General features: G+C 61.7%; 2 protein-coding genes. Both read left to right on the forward strand.

Annotated elements, in window-relative coordinates; genetic code table 11:
• Nucleotides 1-41: 41 nt before the first annotated feature.
• Nucleotides 42-4,250, forward strand: coding sequence for a non-ribosomal peptide synthetase (locus tag QMK32_RS24505; RefSeq protein WP_283478154.1), 4,209 nt, complete (start codon nt 42-44; stop codon nt 4,248-4,250).
• Between the two features lie 297 nt (nt 4,251-4,547).
• A partial coding sequence (locus tag QMK32_RS24510; RefSeq protein WP_283478155.1) for a non-ribosomal peptide synthetase occupies nt 4,548-15,902 on the forward strand: 11,355 nt, incomplete at its 3' end.

Here is a 15,902-nt window from a genome sequence, read left to right on the forward strand (position 1 = left end):
TGCGCCAGTTCCGCGCGCCGGTGTCGGAGTCGGAGTCCGTGGTGGCGAGTGTGTTCGAGGATGTGCTCGATGTCGATCGGGTGGGGCTCGACGACGACTTCTTCGAGTTGGGCGGCAACTCACTCATTGCAACGCAGGTTGCGTCGCGATTGAGTTCGGCGCTCGGGCGCGCGGTGTCGGTTCGAACTCTGTTCGAGAGCTCGTCCGTGGGATCACTCGCCGCATCGGTGCAAGATGCTTCCGAGATCGTCCAGCGGCAACCGCTGACGATGTCCGAACGTCCTTCTCTTATCCCGCTGTCCCTTGCGCAGCAACGGTATTGGTTCCTCAATCAGTTCGACACCTCGTCGGTGGTTGACAACATCCCGATCGCGGTACGGCTGTCGGGAGCTCTCGACGTCGCGGCACTTCAGACCGCCGTCGCAGACGTCGTCGACCGGCACGAGGTACTTCGAACCCTGTACCCGAACGAGCCGCTCGGTCCTTCGCAATCGGTTCTGCCTGCGGGGAGCGCCGTTCCCGACCTGACGCCAGTGTCAGTGCGACCCGAGGACGTTCCTTCCCGTGTGCGCGAGGCAGTGACGAGACAGTTCGACGTCACCGAGGCGCCACCGGTATTCGTCAGGCTGTATGCCGTCGATCAGGCGAGCAGCGATCGCAACGGTGAGTACGTGTTGGTGATCGTCGTACATCACATCAGTGCGGACGGATCCTCTCTCCCCGTGCTCGTGCGGGACGTCATGCTGGCATATTCGGCTCGTGCAGCCGGACATGCTCCGCAGTGGTCGCCGTTGCCAGTGCACTACGCCGACTTCGCTCTGTGGCAGCGTGAAGTGCTCGGCGACGAGTCCGATCCCGACTCGATGCTCAGTACACAGATCGCATACTGGCAGAAGCACCTACGCGGAGTCGCTCCCGTGATGGACCTGCCTACCGATCGGCGCCGACCCGAACAGCAGTCGTTTACAGGCGCGGCAGTGCGTACTACCCTCACCGACGAGGTACACCGAACTCTCGTCAGTGTCGCGCACGCGCACGAGGCCTCACTGTTCATGGTCGTCCACACGGCTTTGGCAGCATTCCTGAGTCGGATGAGCAATTCCGGCGACGTCGTCGTGGGTACTCCCATCGCAGGTCGTGTCGATCAAGCGCTGGACGGACTCATCGGCATGTTCGTCAACACCCTCGTGCTCAGGACTCAGGTCGACTCGAGTGCCAGCTTCGTGGAGGCGCTCGCCGACGTACGAGACGTGGATCTCGCGGCATTCGCGCATTCGGATGTGCCCTTCGAGCGCGTCGTCGAAGCCATCAATCCACCACGATCCTCCGAATACAGCCCACTCTTTCAGGTCGGCTTTTCGTTTCAGAACATCGCACAGGAGTCGCTCGAGCTTCCGGATCTGGCCGTTCGGCCGGTCGAATTCGAATCGAACGTTGCCAAGTCCGATGTGCACTTCACTATCACCGAAAATCCGGCACGCAGTGGCGATTCTGTGTTCGGTATCGAACTGGCATATGCCACAGATCTTTTCGACGAGAGTACGGCGCAATCGATGCTCGATCGATTCGTACGCGTCCTCGACGCCGTGGCCGCAAATCCCCTGGTGCTGATCGGCGACATCGCACTGATGACCGAGCCCGAACGTCGATCGATGGTGTTCTCCGCTGATCGGACGGCGCATCCGGTCGGTGAGTCGACTTTGATGTCGATGTACGAGGCGCGAGTGGCCGAAACCCCGGACGCCGAAGCTGTTGTTGCCGAAGGGCAACGAATGACGTTCCGGCAGTTCGACTCGCGGGTCAACGCGACGGCTCGATACCTGATCGATCGTGAAATAGGGCCGGAGTCGAGTGTCGCACTGTCGATCCCACCAGGTGTCGACCTGTTGGTGGTTATGTATGCGGTAGTCAAGACCGGTGCCGCTTACGTTCCACTCGATAGTGAGCATCCGGCGGATCGCAACGCCTACATCGTCGAGACCGCCGCGCCCGCGCTACTCGTCACCGGTCCGGGTGACAGCGGAAACTGGCAGAGCACGGCGCCGACGGTGTCGGTGGACGAGATCGACTCCTCCGAGTACTCCGACGGGCCACTCGACGACTCCGAGCGTCCCGCGCCGGTGCGACCGGACAACACGGCTTACGTTATTTTCACCTCTGGGTCGACCGGAAAGCCCAAGGGAGTGGCGGTCTCCCACCGAGCGATCGTCAATCAGTTGCAGTGGCTGCGTGCCAACTTCCATACTGGGCCCGACGATGTCGTGCTGATACACACCGCGGTCACGTTCGATGTATCCGTGTGGGAATACTGGGGTGCGCTCGCTGCAGGAAGCGCGGTGGTCATCGCCGCTCCCCGATCACATCCGGATCCTGCATATCTTCTCGGCTTGATGCGTTCGGAGAATGTGACGACCCTCGGTGTGGTGCCGGCGATGCTGAACACCCTTCTGATGCAGGCCGAAGGTGTACTGCCCCGATCCATCCAGCGCGTCTACGCCATCGGGGAGGAGCTCGCCGCGGGGCTCGCACAGTGGTTCCGCCGAGGCAACGAGGGAAAGCTCTTCAATCTCTACGGGCCGACCGAGGCCGCGGTGTCGGTGACCTGTCACGAGGTTGTGTCGGAAGATGTCGGCGGCGTGCCGATCGGCCGTCCGATGTGGAACACCGGCACTCTCGTGTTGGATTCCCGAATGAACCTCGTTCCGGCAGGAGTCGGCGGAGATCTGTACCTCACCGGCGTCCAACTGGCGCGCGGATACACCTCACGAACGGCATTGACTGCCGAGCGTTTCGTCGCCGATCCGTTCGGACCGAACGGATCCCGAATGTACAGAACCGGTGATCTCGCCCGATGGAATCGCGATGGTGAGCTCGAGTATCTCGGTCGATCGGACGAGCAGGTGAAGGTGCACGGCTACCGGATCGAGCTGGGCGAGATCGAGTCGGTACTTCGAACCCACCCCGACGTGACCGAGGCAGCCGTCATCGCGCGTGAGGACGGAGATCTGGGGCACCGGCTCGTTGCCTACGTCGTTCCGGGTGCAGGTCGATCGATCGATCGAGATTCGCTGCTGGCGCTGGCAGCCCAAGACTTGCCGTCGTACATGAAGCCGGCAGCCGTCGTCGTTCTCGATCGACTTCCGCTGAATCCGAGCGGCAAGGTGGATCGTCGGGCCCTTCCCGATCCTGTATTCGACAAGGTGCACTACAAGGCGCCGAGCAGTGAGACCGAAGCTCTGGTTGCACGGGTGTTCGCCGACATTCTGGGCACCGAGGACGTCGGCGTGGACGACGACTTCTTCGATCTGGGTGGCAACTCGATGGTCGCCGTCCGAATGGTGGGGGCGCTGAAATCGGCGGTCGGTCGCGATGTACCTCTTCCCTGGGTCTTCGGAAGTTCGACACCTGCAGAGCTGGCTGCACGCATCGACCGCGAACCGGCGACGTCGAGTGCTGGAGGCGTTGCCGGTGGACCACTCGACATTCTCGTCACACTCCGTGAGGGAAGCGCAGACCACGCGCTCTTCTGTTTCCATCCGATCACCGGTACCGCGTGGGCGTTCGCAGGATTGGCACCGCATCTCGATGCCGATCGGCCGGTCTATGGTCTGCAATCTCCCGCGCTGTCCGGTGCCGCACTCCCGACCTCGATCGAGGACTGGGCCGAGCTGTACGTGCACGAGATTCGCGCCGTTCAGCCGGTCGGGCCCTACCACCTGCTTGGATGGTCGATGGGTGGTGTGATCGCGCACGCAGTTGCGGTTCGGCTTCGTACTCTGGGGGAGAGCGTCGAGACGCTCGCCGTGATGGATGCGATCGTCGGCACTGCCGAAGGTCGTACGACGGCTCTACCGACAATGGGTGATCTGGTCGGTGAGTTCGGTGGAGATACCGACCGCGAGGTCGCAGATTTCGACGTTCAAGACGCGGTGGATCTGGTTGCGACCCTGCCGCCGCCCTTCGACTCGCTGACCAGAGATCGGATCGAAATCATTTTCGGCGGGATTCGGCACTCCGCGGAACTGTTGGAGGCATATCGGCCGAGCAGGTTCGATGGGGAACTTCTGTACTTCACCGCCGAACTCGACGACCCCTCTGGAGAGTCGGGTGCGTCCAGCTGGAAAACGGCTGTCGACGCAGAACGCACGGTCAACTACCCAGTGGAGACGACCCACTGGAAGATGGCCTCGTCCACTTCGTTGGGATTGATCGGACCGATACTGAACAAGTGGATCCTCGGCGGTCGCTGATCAACAGGTGACTTCGGCCACGTCCTTGTGGGATGGGCCCTCACCCCGGCGAATCATCCGAGTGAATGATTTACCCGGCCATAACGGTCCTCGCGCCCGGTACGGCCCTCGGTAACGTCTGCCTGTCGTAAGCGATGGGGTATACATGGACGACGATTTGTCGTTGTAAACCTGTACGGGGCGACTGCAGGAACTCGGTCTTTTCGAGTACTCGGCTTGTCCTCGGATCGAGATCAAAGGGTGAGTCTTGTTCAAGTCTGAGTTGTCGGTTTCCGTGCCCGTCGAAGTCGAGCTTCGATGAGTGGCGACGGCCAGAACAGCTCGGCCAGTACTACCTCTCCAGGAACATCCCGCTCGACGGCACGGCCTCGGCGAACTCCGCGCGTCCGACGACCGCGTATCCCACTTCTGCCCGACATCTTGCTCGCTGCGGTCGAGTCCGATCCGTCAGCTTCGGCACTGTCTTTCGAAGGAACAGACCTCTCGTATGCCGAAGTGGATGCGTGGTCGAGTCGTCTGGCACGGGCTCTGATCGGGCGCGGACTCGGCGCCGACGACGTCGTTGCAGTCGCGATGACGAGGTCGGCATCGTCCGTTCGATCCGTGTGGGGAATAGCCAAATCGGGCGCCACCTTCCTGCCCGTAGATCCGAACTATCCTGCCGATCGCATCGAGCACATGCTTACCGATTCGGGCGCCCGCTTCGGTGTGACCGTGTCCGAATTCGTCGATGCTCTCCCAACGACGGTCGATTGGCTTGTCCTCGACGACCAGGCTTCCGTGACCGAGGTGGCCGGCAACGACGACTCGCCAGTGATGGCAGCCGACCGCGTGCGGCCACTGCACGCGACGCATGGCTGCTACATGATTTACACCTCGGGCTCGACCGGAGTACCGAAGGGTGTGGTCGTGACCCATGCGGGCCTGAGCGATCTCGCCGTCGAGTTGCGCGAACTGTACTCCCTCACGAGCGCGTCGCGAACCCTGCACTTCGCCTCACCCAGCTTCGACGCATCGGTATTCGAACTGCTCATGGCAGTGACTGCGTCGTCGACGATGGTTGTCGCGCCGCCTTCGGTGTACGGAGGAATGGAGCTTGCCGAGCTGTTGCGAGAGGAACGAGTCACGCACGCGGTCATCACGCCCGCAGCACTGGCGTCGGTCGATCCAGCCGGATTGGTCGATCTGGAGATGGTTCTCTCGGCGGGTGAGGCGTGTCCGCCAGAGCTCGTGAGCAAGTGGGCCGCGGACCGGCCGTCCGGCCCCCGAAGGTTCTTCAACGGTTACGGTCCGACCGAAGCCACAATCATGGCTACGTGCAGTAGCGCACTCGAACCAGGCGCGACGGTGTCGATCGGCGGCCCCATCCGTGGAATGTCGGCGGCTGTTCTCGACGACCGGTTACGACCGGCAATTGCGGGCTCCAAGGGGGAGCTGTATCTGTGGGGTCCAGCTCTCGCCCGCGGCTACCACGGCAAGGAGGCGCTCACAGCCGACCGATTCGTCGCAAACCCGTTCGCAACCGATGGTTCGCGGATGTATCGCACCGGAGACATTGTCAGATGGCGTCACTCTTCCAACGTCCTCGAATACTCCGGACGCAGTGATTTTCAAGTCAAGATCCGCGGATTCCGTATCGAACTCGGCGAGATCGATTCTGCACTGACGGCACACAGTGGAGTCGATTTCGCGGTAACCGTGGCCCGCGAGGGAGTCGGCGGCGCAGCGGGCGCAGGAACAGAGTCCGGCGGCGGCGCGGGTTCAGCCATGCTTGTGTCCTACGTCCTCGCGGTAGAGGGAGTGGCGTTGAGTACGGCGGACCTGACGCAGTTCGTCGCCGACAAACTCCCGCGGCATATGGTCCCGACGGCGATCGTGTTGATCGACGAGCTTCCGCTGACACCGGTGGGCAAGTTGGACCGAGCCGCATTGCCGGACCCGGTTCTTCTCGCACGCGAGTTCCGCGCACCCGAGAGCCCGACGCAACGCGTTGTTGCCGGCGTCTTCTCCGAGTTGCTGGACCTACCCCGTGTCGGTCTGGACGACGACTTCTTCGAGCTCGGTGGAAACTCGCTGATCGCGACCCAAGTTGTCGCGCGCATCGGTGCGGCTCTCGACACCACAGTCTCGGTTCGCTCGCTGTTCGACTATTCGTCGGTAGTTCGCTTCGCCGAGTCGGTCGATGCGCAGAACAATGTCGGACACCGTACGCCCTTGACCGCACGCTCACGGCCGGAGCCGATCCCGCTGTCACTCGCGCAGCGGCGAATGTGGTTCATGAACCGGTTGGAGCCGGAATCGGCGATCAACAACCTCCCCCTCGCGGTGAGACTGACGGGCGAGCTGAACGCGGCGGCCCTGTCGCAAGCGGTGTTCGATGTCGTGAACCGACACGAGACACTGCGAACGTACTACCCAGACAACAACGGTGACGGCCACCAGGTCGTCCTCGACGCCGAGGATGTCGCTCCCCGGCTCGTATCTGTTCCTGTGGCCGACTCCGAGATCGTCGGTGTGCTGCAGGCCATGACCCTGGCTCCGTTCGACCTCACCACCGAAGTTCCCTTGCGCGCGCAGTTGCTGGAAATCGGCGACGGGGATTACGTGCTCGCGCTCGTCACCCATCACATCACCGCCGACGGTGCGTCGTTGGCTCCGCTGACGCGAGACCTGATGACTGCGTACGTCTCTCGTGCTGCAGGCATCGAACCGGCGTGGGCGCCGCTGCCGGTTCAGTACGTGGACTACACGCTGTGGCAGCACGAAGTCCTCGGGGCATCCGACGATCCGACGTCGCAGATCGTCGTACAGGAATCGTTCTGGAAGTCCGAGCTGGAGGGAATTCCGTCACAGCTGGACCTGCCGACCGACCGACCACGTCCGTCGGTGCAATCCAGCGCAGGTAGCACCGTAGATTTCGAGATTTCCGGCACCACGCACCGAGCACTCCTCGAACTCGCCAAGTCCAAGAACGCCACCTTTTTCATGGTCGCCCACGCGGCGCTGGCTGTTCTGCTTGCTCGGTTGTCCAACGTCGACGACGTCGTCATCGGAGCGCCGATCGCGGGTCGCGGGGACGAGCAACTCGACGATCTCGCCGGAATGTTCGTCAATACTCTTCCGCTGCGAACTCGATTGGACCCGACCGAGCCATTCGTAGACCTGCTGTCTCGGGTGCAGGAATCGGACCTGCAAGCATTCGGCCACGACGCCGTTCCTTTCGAACGGCTCGTCGAGGTTCTCGACCCTGAGCGATCGCCTTCCCGACATCCGATCTTCCAGGTTGCGATCTTCCTACAGAACATGGCACAACAAGGTCTGGAACTTCCGTCTCTCGCGGTCGCACCGGTGCCCATGGACGGCGCCTTGGCGAAATTCGATCTGCAGTTCACCCTCGCCGGTGCCGATACCAGGCATGGCGAAGGCGGTCCTATCGCTGCCCAGATCACTTACGCAACAGCGCTGTTCGACGAGCAGACTGTACAGTCCCTTGCTCGTCGGTACTGTCGGATTCTGGATGCCATCGCAGCCGATCCAGTCGATCAGGTCGGTGCACTCGATCTCCTCGGCAACGCCGAACGCCGAATGCTGCTGCGTGACTGGAACGACACCCACCACGAACTTACCGGCGAGTCGAACTTGCTGTCGGAATTCGACGATCGTGTAGTCAGTCACCCTGACCAAGTTGCGGTGATCTTCGAAGGTCGATCCCTGACCTACCGCGAGTTCGACGGTCGTGTCGATTCGCTGGCACGAGTGCTGATCGCTCGCGGAATCGGCCCCGAGGCTCGCGTGGCTGTCGCAATTCGGCGATCGCTGGATCTGGTCGTCGGTATCTACGCAGTACTGCGCGCCGGGGCAGCGTTCGTTCCAGTAGATCCGGACCACCCCGAAAGTCGCGTTCGGTACATCGTGGAGGCGGCAGATCCCGCGTGTGTGCTCGTGGCCGGCGACCACGATCGTGCACTCTTCGGCGATGCCGCGATCCTCGACGTCACCGAAGTCGACATCGACTCCGGTGAGCACGGCGTGCCTATCACCGACTCGGACCGCGTCGCTACATCGACGCCCGACAACACTGCCTATGTCATCTTCACCTCGGGGTCGACCGGCAAGCCCAAAGGTGTTGCCGTCTCGCATCGTGCCGTCGTCAACCAAATGGCATGGATGCGAAATGAATACGACCTCACCGCGGCGGACGTATACCTGCAGAAGACTGCCACCACGTTCGACGTGTCGCTATGGGGATTCTTCCTCCCTCTCCAGGTAGGTGCGTCGCTCGTGCTCGCGACCCCGGACGGGCATCGAGATCCGAGGTACATCGCAGATACCATCGCGGAGCATTCCGTCACGCTCACCGACTTCGTACCCTCCATGCTGACAACGTTCACAGCGCACGCCCCGGCACATTCCTGCAGGAGCCTCAGGCACGTCTTCGTGATCGGCGAGGCCTTCCCGCTCGAAACTGCGAATGCATTTCGTGCGATCTCCTCGGCCGGTCTACACAACTTGTACGGCCCGACCGAAGCCGCAGTGTCGGTGACGTATTGGGAGTCGACCACGTCCGACATCGGCACCGTTCCCATCGGCAGACCCGAGTGGAACACGGCAGCAGTCGTTCTCGACTCGCGGCTGCGGATCGTTCCGGCGGGCACGGCAGGCGAACTGTATCTCTCCGGAGTTCAACTTGCCCGCGGCTACCTGGGTCGACCCGATCTGACCTTCGACCGATTCGTCGCTGACCCAACCGGGGCTCCGGGGACGCGTATGTATCGGACGGGGGACCTCGCTCGGTGGCGCCTGAGCAAGAATGGTGAGCCGGGCGTCCTCGAATACATCGGACGCACCGACTTCCAGGTGAAGTTTCGTGGCCAGCGAATAGAACTCGGCGAAATCGAAACGGCACTGCTCGCGCACGCCGCCGTCAACCAAGCCGTCGTACTTGTCGTCACCGTGGCATCGAGCGATCACCTCGTCGCATACGTCGTTCCGAGACCGGGTATGTCGGTGGACGTCGTCGAGGTTCGGAGCGATCTCGGCCGACTTCTTCCCACCTACATGATCCCGGCGGCAGTCGTCGTCCTGGATGCCTTCCCGCTGAACTCGAGCGGAAAGCTCGACCGGAAGGCGCTTCCCGAGCCCACCTTCGAAACTCGGGAGTTTCGCGCGCCGACCACGCCGGTCGAAGAGATCGTCGCCACGACCTTCGCGGAAGTACTCCGTATCGATCGTGTCGGGCTCGACGACGACTTCTTCAGCCTCGGTGGCAACTCACTGATCGCTACCCGGGTAGTTGCCAGACTCGGCGAGGCTCTCGACTCGCGTGTGCCGGTGCGATCGTTGTTCGAGGCGTCGGGGGTCGAGACACTGGCTGCACGCTTGGAAAGTTCCGTCGGTAGCGGCGCCCGCGCCCAGCTCACCCGACAGGTGCGGCCCGAACGCATCCCATTGTCGCTTGCGCAGCAACGCATGTGGTTTCTCAATCAGCTCGACTCCTCCTCCGCCGCCTACAATTTGCCGGTTGCCATTCGGCTACGAGGCGATCTCGATGTGATGGCGTTGTGCACGGCCCTCGCCGATGTGGTCGATCGCCATGAGTCGCTGCGCACCGTCTATCCGTCGACAGACGGACAGCCTTACCAGAACATACTTCCGGGTGCAGACTCGGCCGTAGAGCTCGCGCCGGAGACCGTGGCGGAATCCGATCTCGGTGACCGCTTGATCGAGCTCTTCGGGCGAGGTTTCGACGTGTCGATCGAGATACCGCTTCGCGCAAAACTTTTGATGGTCGGCGAAGACGACCATGTACTCGCAGTGGTGGTTCACCACATCAGTTCCGACGGATTCTCGATGGGACCACTTGCCCGCGATGTGATGTCTGCTTACGTTGCGCGAGCATCAGGCGAGTCACCGAACTGGGCACCGCTCGCGGTTCAGTATGCCGACTATGCGCTGTGGCAGCGTGCGTCATTGGGGGCAGAGACGGACCCGGGGTCCCTCGCCGAAGTCCAATTGTCGTACTGGGCCGAAAAGCTTTCCGGCATCGCGACCGAAATCGAACTGCCGAAGGATCGTCCACGCCCGACAGTGGCAAGCAATACCGGTCGGACCGTGACCATCACCATCGACGGCCGAAGTATCGAAGCTCTCGACGTGCTTGCACGAGAGAATAATTCGTCGCGCTTCATGGCAGTGCACACGATTCTCGCTGTCCTTCTCGCACGATTGTCGGGAACCGATGACATCGCAATCGGAACACCGGTTGCAGGCCGGGGCGACGCGTCTCTCGACGACGTGATCGGCATGTTCGTCAACACCCTGGTGCTTCGTACCGAGCTCGATCTCGGAGCGGACTTTTCGACGCTGCTCGCTGCGACTCGCGAGGTCGACCTCGAAGCGTTCGCTCACGCAGACATACCGTTCGAGCGTGTGGTCGACGTGGTGGACCCGGAGCGGTCGCAGGCGCGGCATCCGCTCTTTCAAGTGATGTTGGCGTTTCAGAACATGGAGCGTCGAACATTCGAGCTTCCCCAACTAGCGGTCACTCCTGTCGATCTCGATTTCGAGATCGCCAAATTCGATCTTCAGGTCACGGTGCTCGAGTCGGGTGGCGCGGGCGAGTCCTCGCCGGGGATGACTGTGCAGTTTGCCTATGCCGTGGATTTGTTCGATCATCAGACCGTCGTCTCCTTTGCAGATCGGTTTCTGCGTCTGATGCGCGGCGTTCTTGCTCAGCCGAAGAATGCAGTCGGAGACGTCGATGTGTTCGGTCCAGGCGAACGAGATCTGGTGCTGCGGCAGTGGTCCGGTTCCTCGGTTGCGTCCGAGGCCGAGCATCGGACCCTGGCTGCTCGATTCGACGATCAGGTATCGACAGCTCCGACGGCTCGGGCACTCGTGTACGAGAACGAGCGGTTGAGCTATGAGGAACTCGCAATGCGAGCAAATCGGCTGGCCCGCCTTCTGATCGCGCACGGGGTCGGCCCGGAAACTCTCGTTGCTGTCGTCATGCCCCGGTCGGTCGATCTTGTAGTCGCAGTTCTCGCCGTCATTGCCTCGGGCGCAGGCTACGTCCCGATCGATCCTTCGTACCCACAGGAGAGAATCGATTACGTCCTCGAGGACTCCGCTCCGGCCGTTGTTCTCACCTGGTCCGGTCGCGAGGCACGGCTCGGAGATTGCGCTTCTGTTCTCGATGTCGACACCCTGGATCTGAATGCGATGTCGGGTAGACCTCTCGCTGACCACGACCGCACCACAACGCTTCGGCCTTCGGATGTGGCATACGTGATCTACACGTCCGGATCGACCGGATTACCGAAGGGCGTTGCCGTATCCCATGACGCAGTCGGCCGGTTGCTCGATGGAACAGATGGCTTGTTCTCGTTCGATTCGGCCGATACCTGGACGCTGTTTCACTCGTACGCCTTCGATTTCTCGGTGTGGGAACTGTGGGGTCCATTGCTGCACGGTGGAACTCTCGTCGTAGTCGACTACTTCACCTCGCGCTCTCCGGACCTCTTCCGTCGATTGCTCATCCGGGAGAACGTAACGGTTCTGAATCAGACGCCCTCGGCATTCCACCAATTGGCGGAGATCGACCGTATGGAAGGTGGGACGGAACTCTCCGCTCTGCGGTACATCGTATTCGGCGGTGAGCCCCTGGAACTCCGTCGTCTGACACCGTGGTTCGACCGCTACGGTGATCGGGCGCCGCGCCTGGTGAACATGTACGGCATCACCGAGACGACAGTTCACGTCTCGCACCGTGAACTGGACTCGGCGCTCGTCGCATCGGCATCGGGTTCCGTTGTGGGGGGCCCTATTCCAGGATTGCGAATCCACATCCTCGACACCCGTCTGGCGCCGGTCCCACCCGGGGTCGCAGGCGAGTTGTACATCGGTGGCGGCCAACTGGCGCGGGGCTATCTCGGAAAGCACTCGCTCACGGCGACACGCTTCATCGCAGACCCGTTCTCCGCCAGTGGTGTGCGCCTGTACCGATCCGGTGATGTTGCCAGATGGAACGCTGCCGGCGAATTGGAGTTCGTCGGCCGTGCCGACGACCAAGTGAAGATTCGTGGCTTTCGGATCGAACTCGGTGAGATCGAATCGGTGATTCTCGAACTGGATCGAGTCGCGCAGGTCGCAGTCGTGGCACGCGAGGACATTCCGGGCACTGCTCGACTGGTGGCGTACGTAGTTCCCGGTAACGGTGCGGTGATCGACGACGACGATCTGCGTAGTCAGGTCTCCGCCGCAGTGCCCGAGTACATGGTGCCTGCTGCGTTCGTAATTCTCGATTCGATTCCGTTGACCGTCAACGGCAAGCTCGATCGTCGTGCCTTGCCGGCCCCGGTAGCGCGCCGCAACGACTTTCAGGCGCCTCGGACCGATGCCGAGCGAATCGTCGGTGAAGTCTTCGCGGATGTTCTCGGCGTCGAGCGAGTGGGAGTCGACGACTCGTTCTTCGCACTCGGTGGTGACAGCATCATGTCGATTCAAGTCGTGTCACGGGTGAAGAGTCGTGGACTGTCGATAACCGCCCGAAAGATATTCGAACATAAGACAGTAGCTGCGATCGCGGAGAACGCCACGGTCGTGGACGGGGTGGATGCACCCGTGGCCTTGGACGAGATGCCGGGCGGTGGCGTCGGTCCGGTCCCGGCCACTCCGATTGTGGCGCAGATGCTCGAGCGAGGCACAGAATTAGGTCGATACACTCAAAATCTAGTTCTCGAACTGCCATTGGGCATCGACGCTGGTGGGGTAACAGCTACGATTCAGGCCGTCGTCGACCATCATGACGTCCTGCGATCCTCGCTGGTCGAGAGTGCTGAGCTCGGATCGATCCAGTATGTTGCAGAACGTGGCTCGGTCGACGTGGCCACCTTGCTCCACCGGGTCGAAGTCGACGAGGCAGTGGGTCCGGACGACCTACGAGAATTGGCACTGATCGAGACGAATCGGGCCATGGACAGGCTCGATCCGTGGAACGGTGTCGTGCTGCAGTTCGTGTGGCTCGATCCGATATCCGTCGAAGGTCGAGCTTCCGGAACAGGTCGGCTCGTGGTCGTAGCACATCACCTCGTGGTCGACGGAGTCTCGTGGCGAATTTTCGTCCCCGACCTGGTAAAGGCGTGGATCGCAGTGTCGAGTGGTCAGGCCCCAGCCTTGGAGCCGGTCGGAACATCATTCCGTCGTTGGGCACATGGGCTACGTGACGAAGCGGAATCGGACAAGCGTCGGAACGAACTCGACTACTGGGATTCGGTACTGTCCGGACCTGATGCAATCCTTGGATCACGGCCGTTCGATTCCACTGTGGATGTCGCCTCGAGCGTCGACCGGGTCGAATTCGAGGTACCGGCCAGCGTCACCGATGCAGTGCTCACGACAATCCCCAGACTGTTCCACGGAAGCGTGAACGACGGGCTGCTCGCCACGTTCATGGTGGCTTTGAGTCAGTGGCGGCGGGAGCGCGGTGGAGCAGACGATCGATCTGCGCTGATTCGGTTCGAGGGACATGGCCGTGAAGAAGAAGCTGTGCCCGGCGCCGATCTCTCGCGCACCGTGGGATGGTTCACGAGCATCTATCCCGTGCGATTCGATCTCGACGAGATCGACCTCGACGATGCATTGGCCGGTGGACCACACCTCGGCAGAGCTATCAAGCTCGTCAAGGAGGCTTTGCGGGCAGTACCCGATCGCGGAATCGGTTTCGGTCAACTTCGATATCTGAATCCCGAGTCGGCCGCGCGATTGGCATCCCAGAGTGTGGGCCAGATCGTCTTCAACTATCTGGGACGGGTCGGACAGGAAACCGTACCGACCGAGTTCAATGGAATCGGGTGGCTCCCGGCCGGTGACCTCGGCGATCTCGCGGGGGATCCGGAGCCGACTATGCCCGCGATGGCGACGCTGGACATCAACTCGGTCGTGATCGGAGATCGTCTCAGTGGATCGATCGCTTTCCCCTCCGGATTGCTCGCTGCCGACGATGTTCGACACCTCACTGATCTATGGGTCGGCGCACTCGGATTGCTCGACGACTACTCCCGGTCGGACGCCGTCGGTGGACATACCCCATCCGACTTCGACCTCGTCCGAACTTCGAGTGCAGACATAGCGCGCTGGGAGGCGGGGTACAGAACGGTCACCGACGTCTGGCCGTTGACCCCGCTGCAGGCCGGGATGTACTTCCTCGGGGGGCTTGACGACAGCATCAGTGCAGACGCTTACACGGTCCAGATCTCGCTGGACCTAGGTGGACAGGTCGATGCCGAGCGCCTTCATTCGGCCGCACGGACCCTACTCGAGCGACATCCGAACCTGCGAACCGCTTTCGTCGAAGACGAATCAGGGACCCCGGTTCAGATCGTCGTCGACGGGCTCGCTCCGGAATGGACAGAGATCGACCTCACCGCCGAGCCGCTGGACGCGGTAGCCGCGCGTGCGGACCGCATCATGGCGGAAGACAAGCTCCGACGTTTCGACCTGGCCGCACCGCCGCTACTGCGATTCACTCTGATACACCGCCACAGTGAGCCGGAGGGCACCACCGCAACGCTTGTTGTGACCAATCATCATGTACTGCTGGATGGTTGGTCTATGCCACTGCTCATGCAGGAGCTGATCGTTCTTTACGCTATGGGCGCCGAGTCCGAACACCTCCCGCGAGCCAGGCCATACCGAAACTACCTCTCATGGCTGGTTCAGCGTGATCGTGCGGCGTCTGTCGAAGCCTGGAAGCAGGCACTTGTCGGAGTCTCGGAACCGACTCTGTTGTTTGCCGGTGCAAGTGGAGGCGACGGCGTCGGTATGGGCGAGTATGCGTTGACCCTCTCGGAGGAGAGCACGACGCGATTGTCGAGTGCTGCGTCCGAAATCGGTGTCACGTTGAATACTATGGTTCAAGCATCTTGGGGACTTGTCTCCAGCCGCTTGCTTGCTCGTCGTGACGTCGTGTTCGGCGCGACCGTATCGGGCCGACCCGCGGAGCTGCCCGGAGTCGAAACGATGGTCGGTTTGTTCATCAACACCGTCCCGGTAAGGGTGTCCGTCGATCCCAAAACCACTGTAATGCAGCATTTGTCGACGTTGCAGGCCGAGCAGGCGGACCTGCTCGATCATCACTACACAGGTCTGACCGAGATCGTGGAAGCTGCAGGTGACGGCGCCAAGTTCGACACGCTGGTCGTATTCGAGTCGTACCCGATCGACCGCGAGGCAATTGCCGAGAGCGGCTCCATCGATGGACTCCGCTTACGCGGGGTACACACTTCCGATGGAAGTCATTACCCGTTGACACTGGTGACGACTGTGGACACTCAGATGCAGGTGCGATTCAAATATCGACGCGATGTGATCGACGAAGAGTCCGTGAAGGCTCTGGCGCAACGATTCTCGCGGGTCATGGAGCGAATGGACGAGGTCGACACGAAGATCGGTTCGATCGATATTCTGGAGACATCCGAACGAGCCCGCTTGACGACCATGTCGAGTGGGCCGGGTGTGTCACCGATTCTTCTGCCGGATTTGTTGACGGCGGCGGTGGAGCGGAGCCCAGAATCGTCGGCGTTGGTGTGTGGGTCTGCTGAGATCTCCTATCGGGTGTTGGATTCGCGGTCCTCGCGGTTGGCTCGGGTGTTG

Origin of the sequence: Rhodococcus sp. H29-C3, assembly GCF_030063405.1 — a bacterium.
In the GTDB taxonomy this organism is placed as follows: Bacteria; Actinomycetota; Actinomycetes; order Mycobacteriales; family Mycobacteriaceae; genus Rhodococcoides.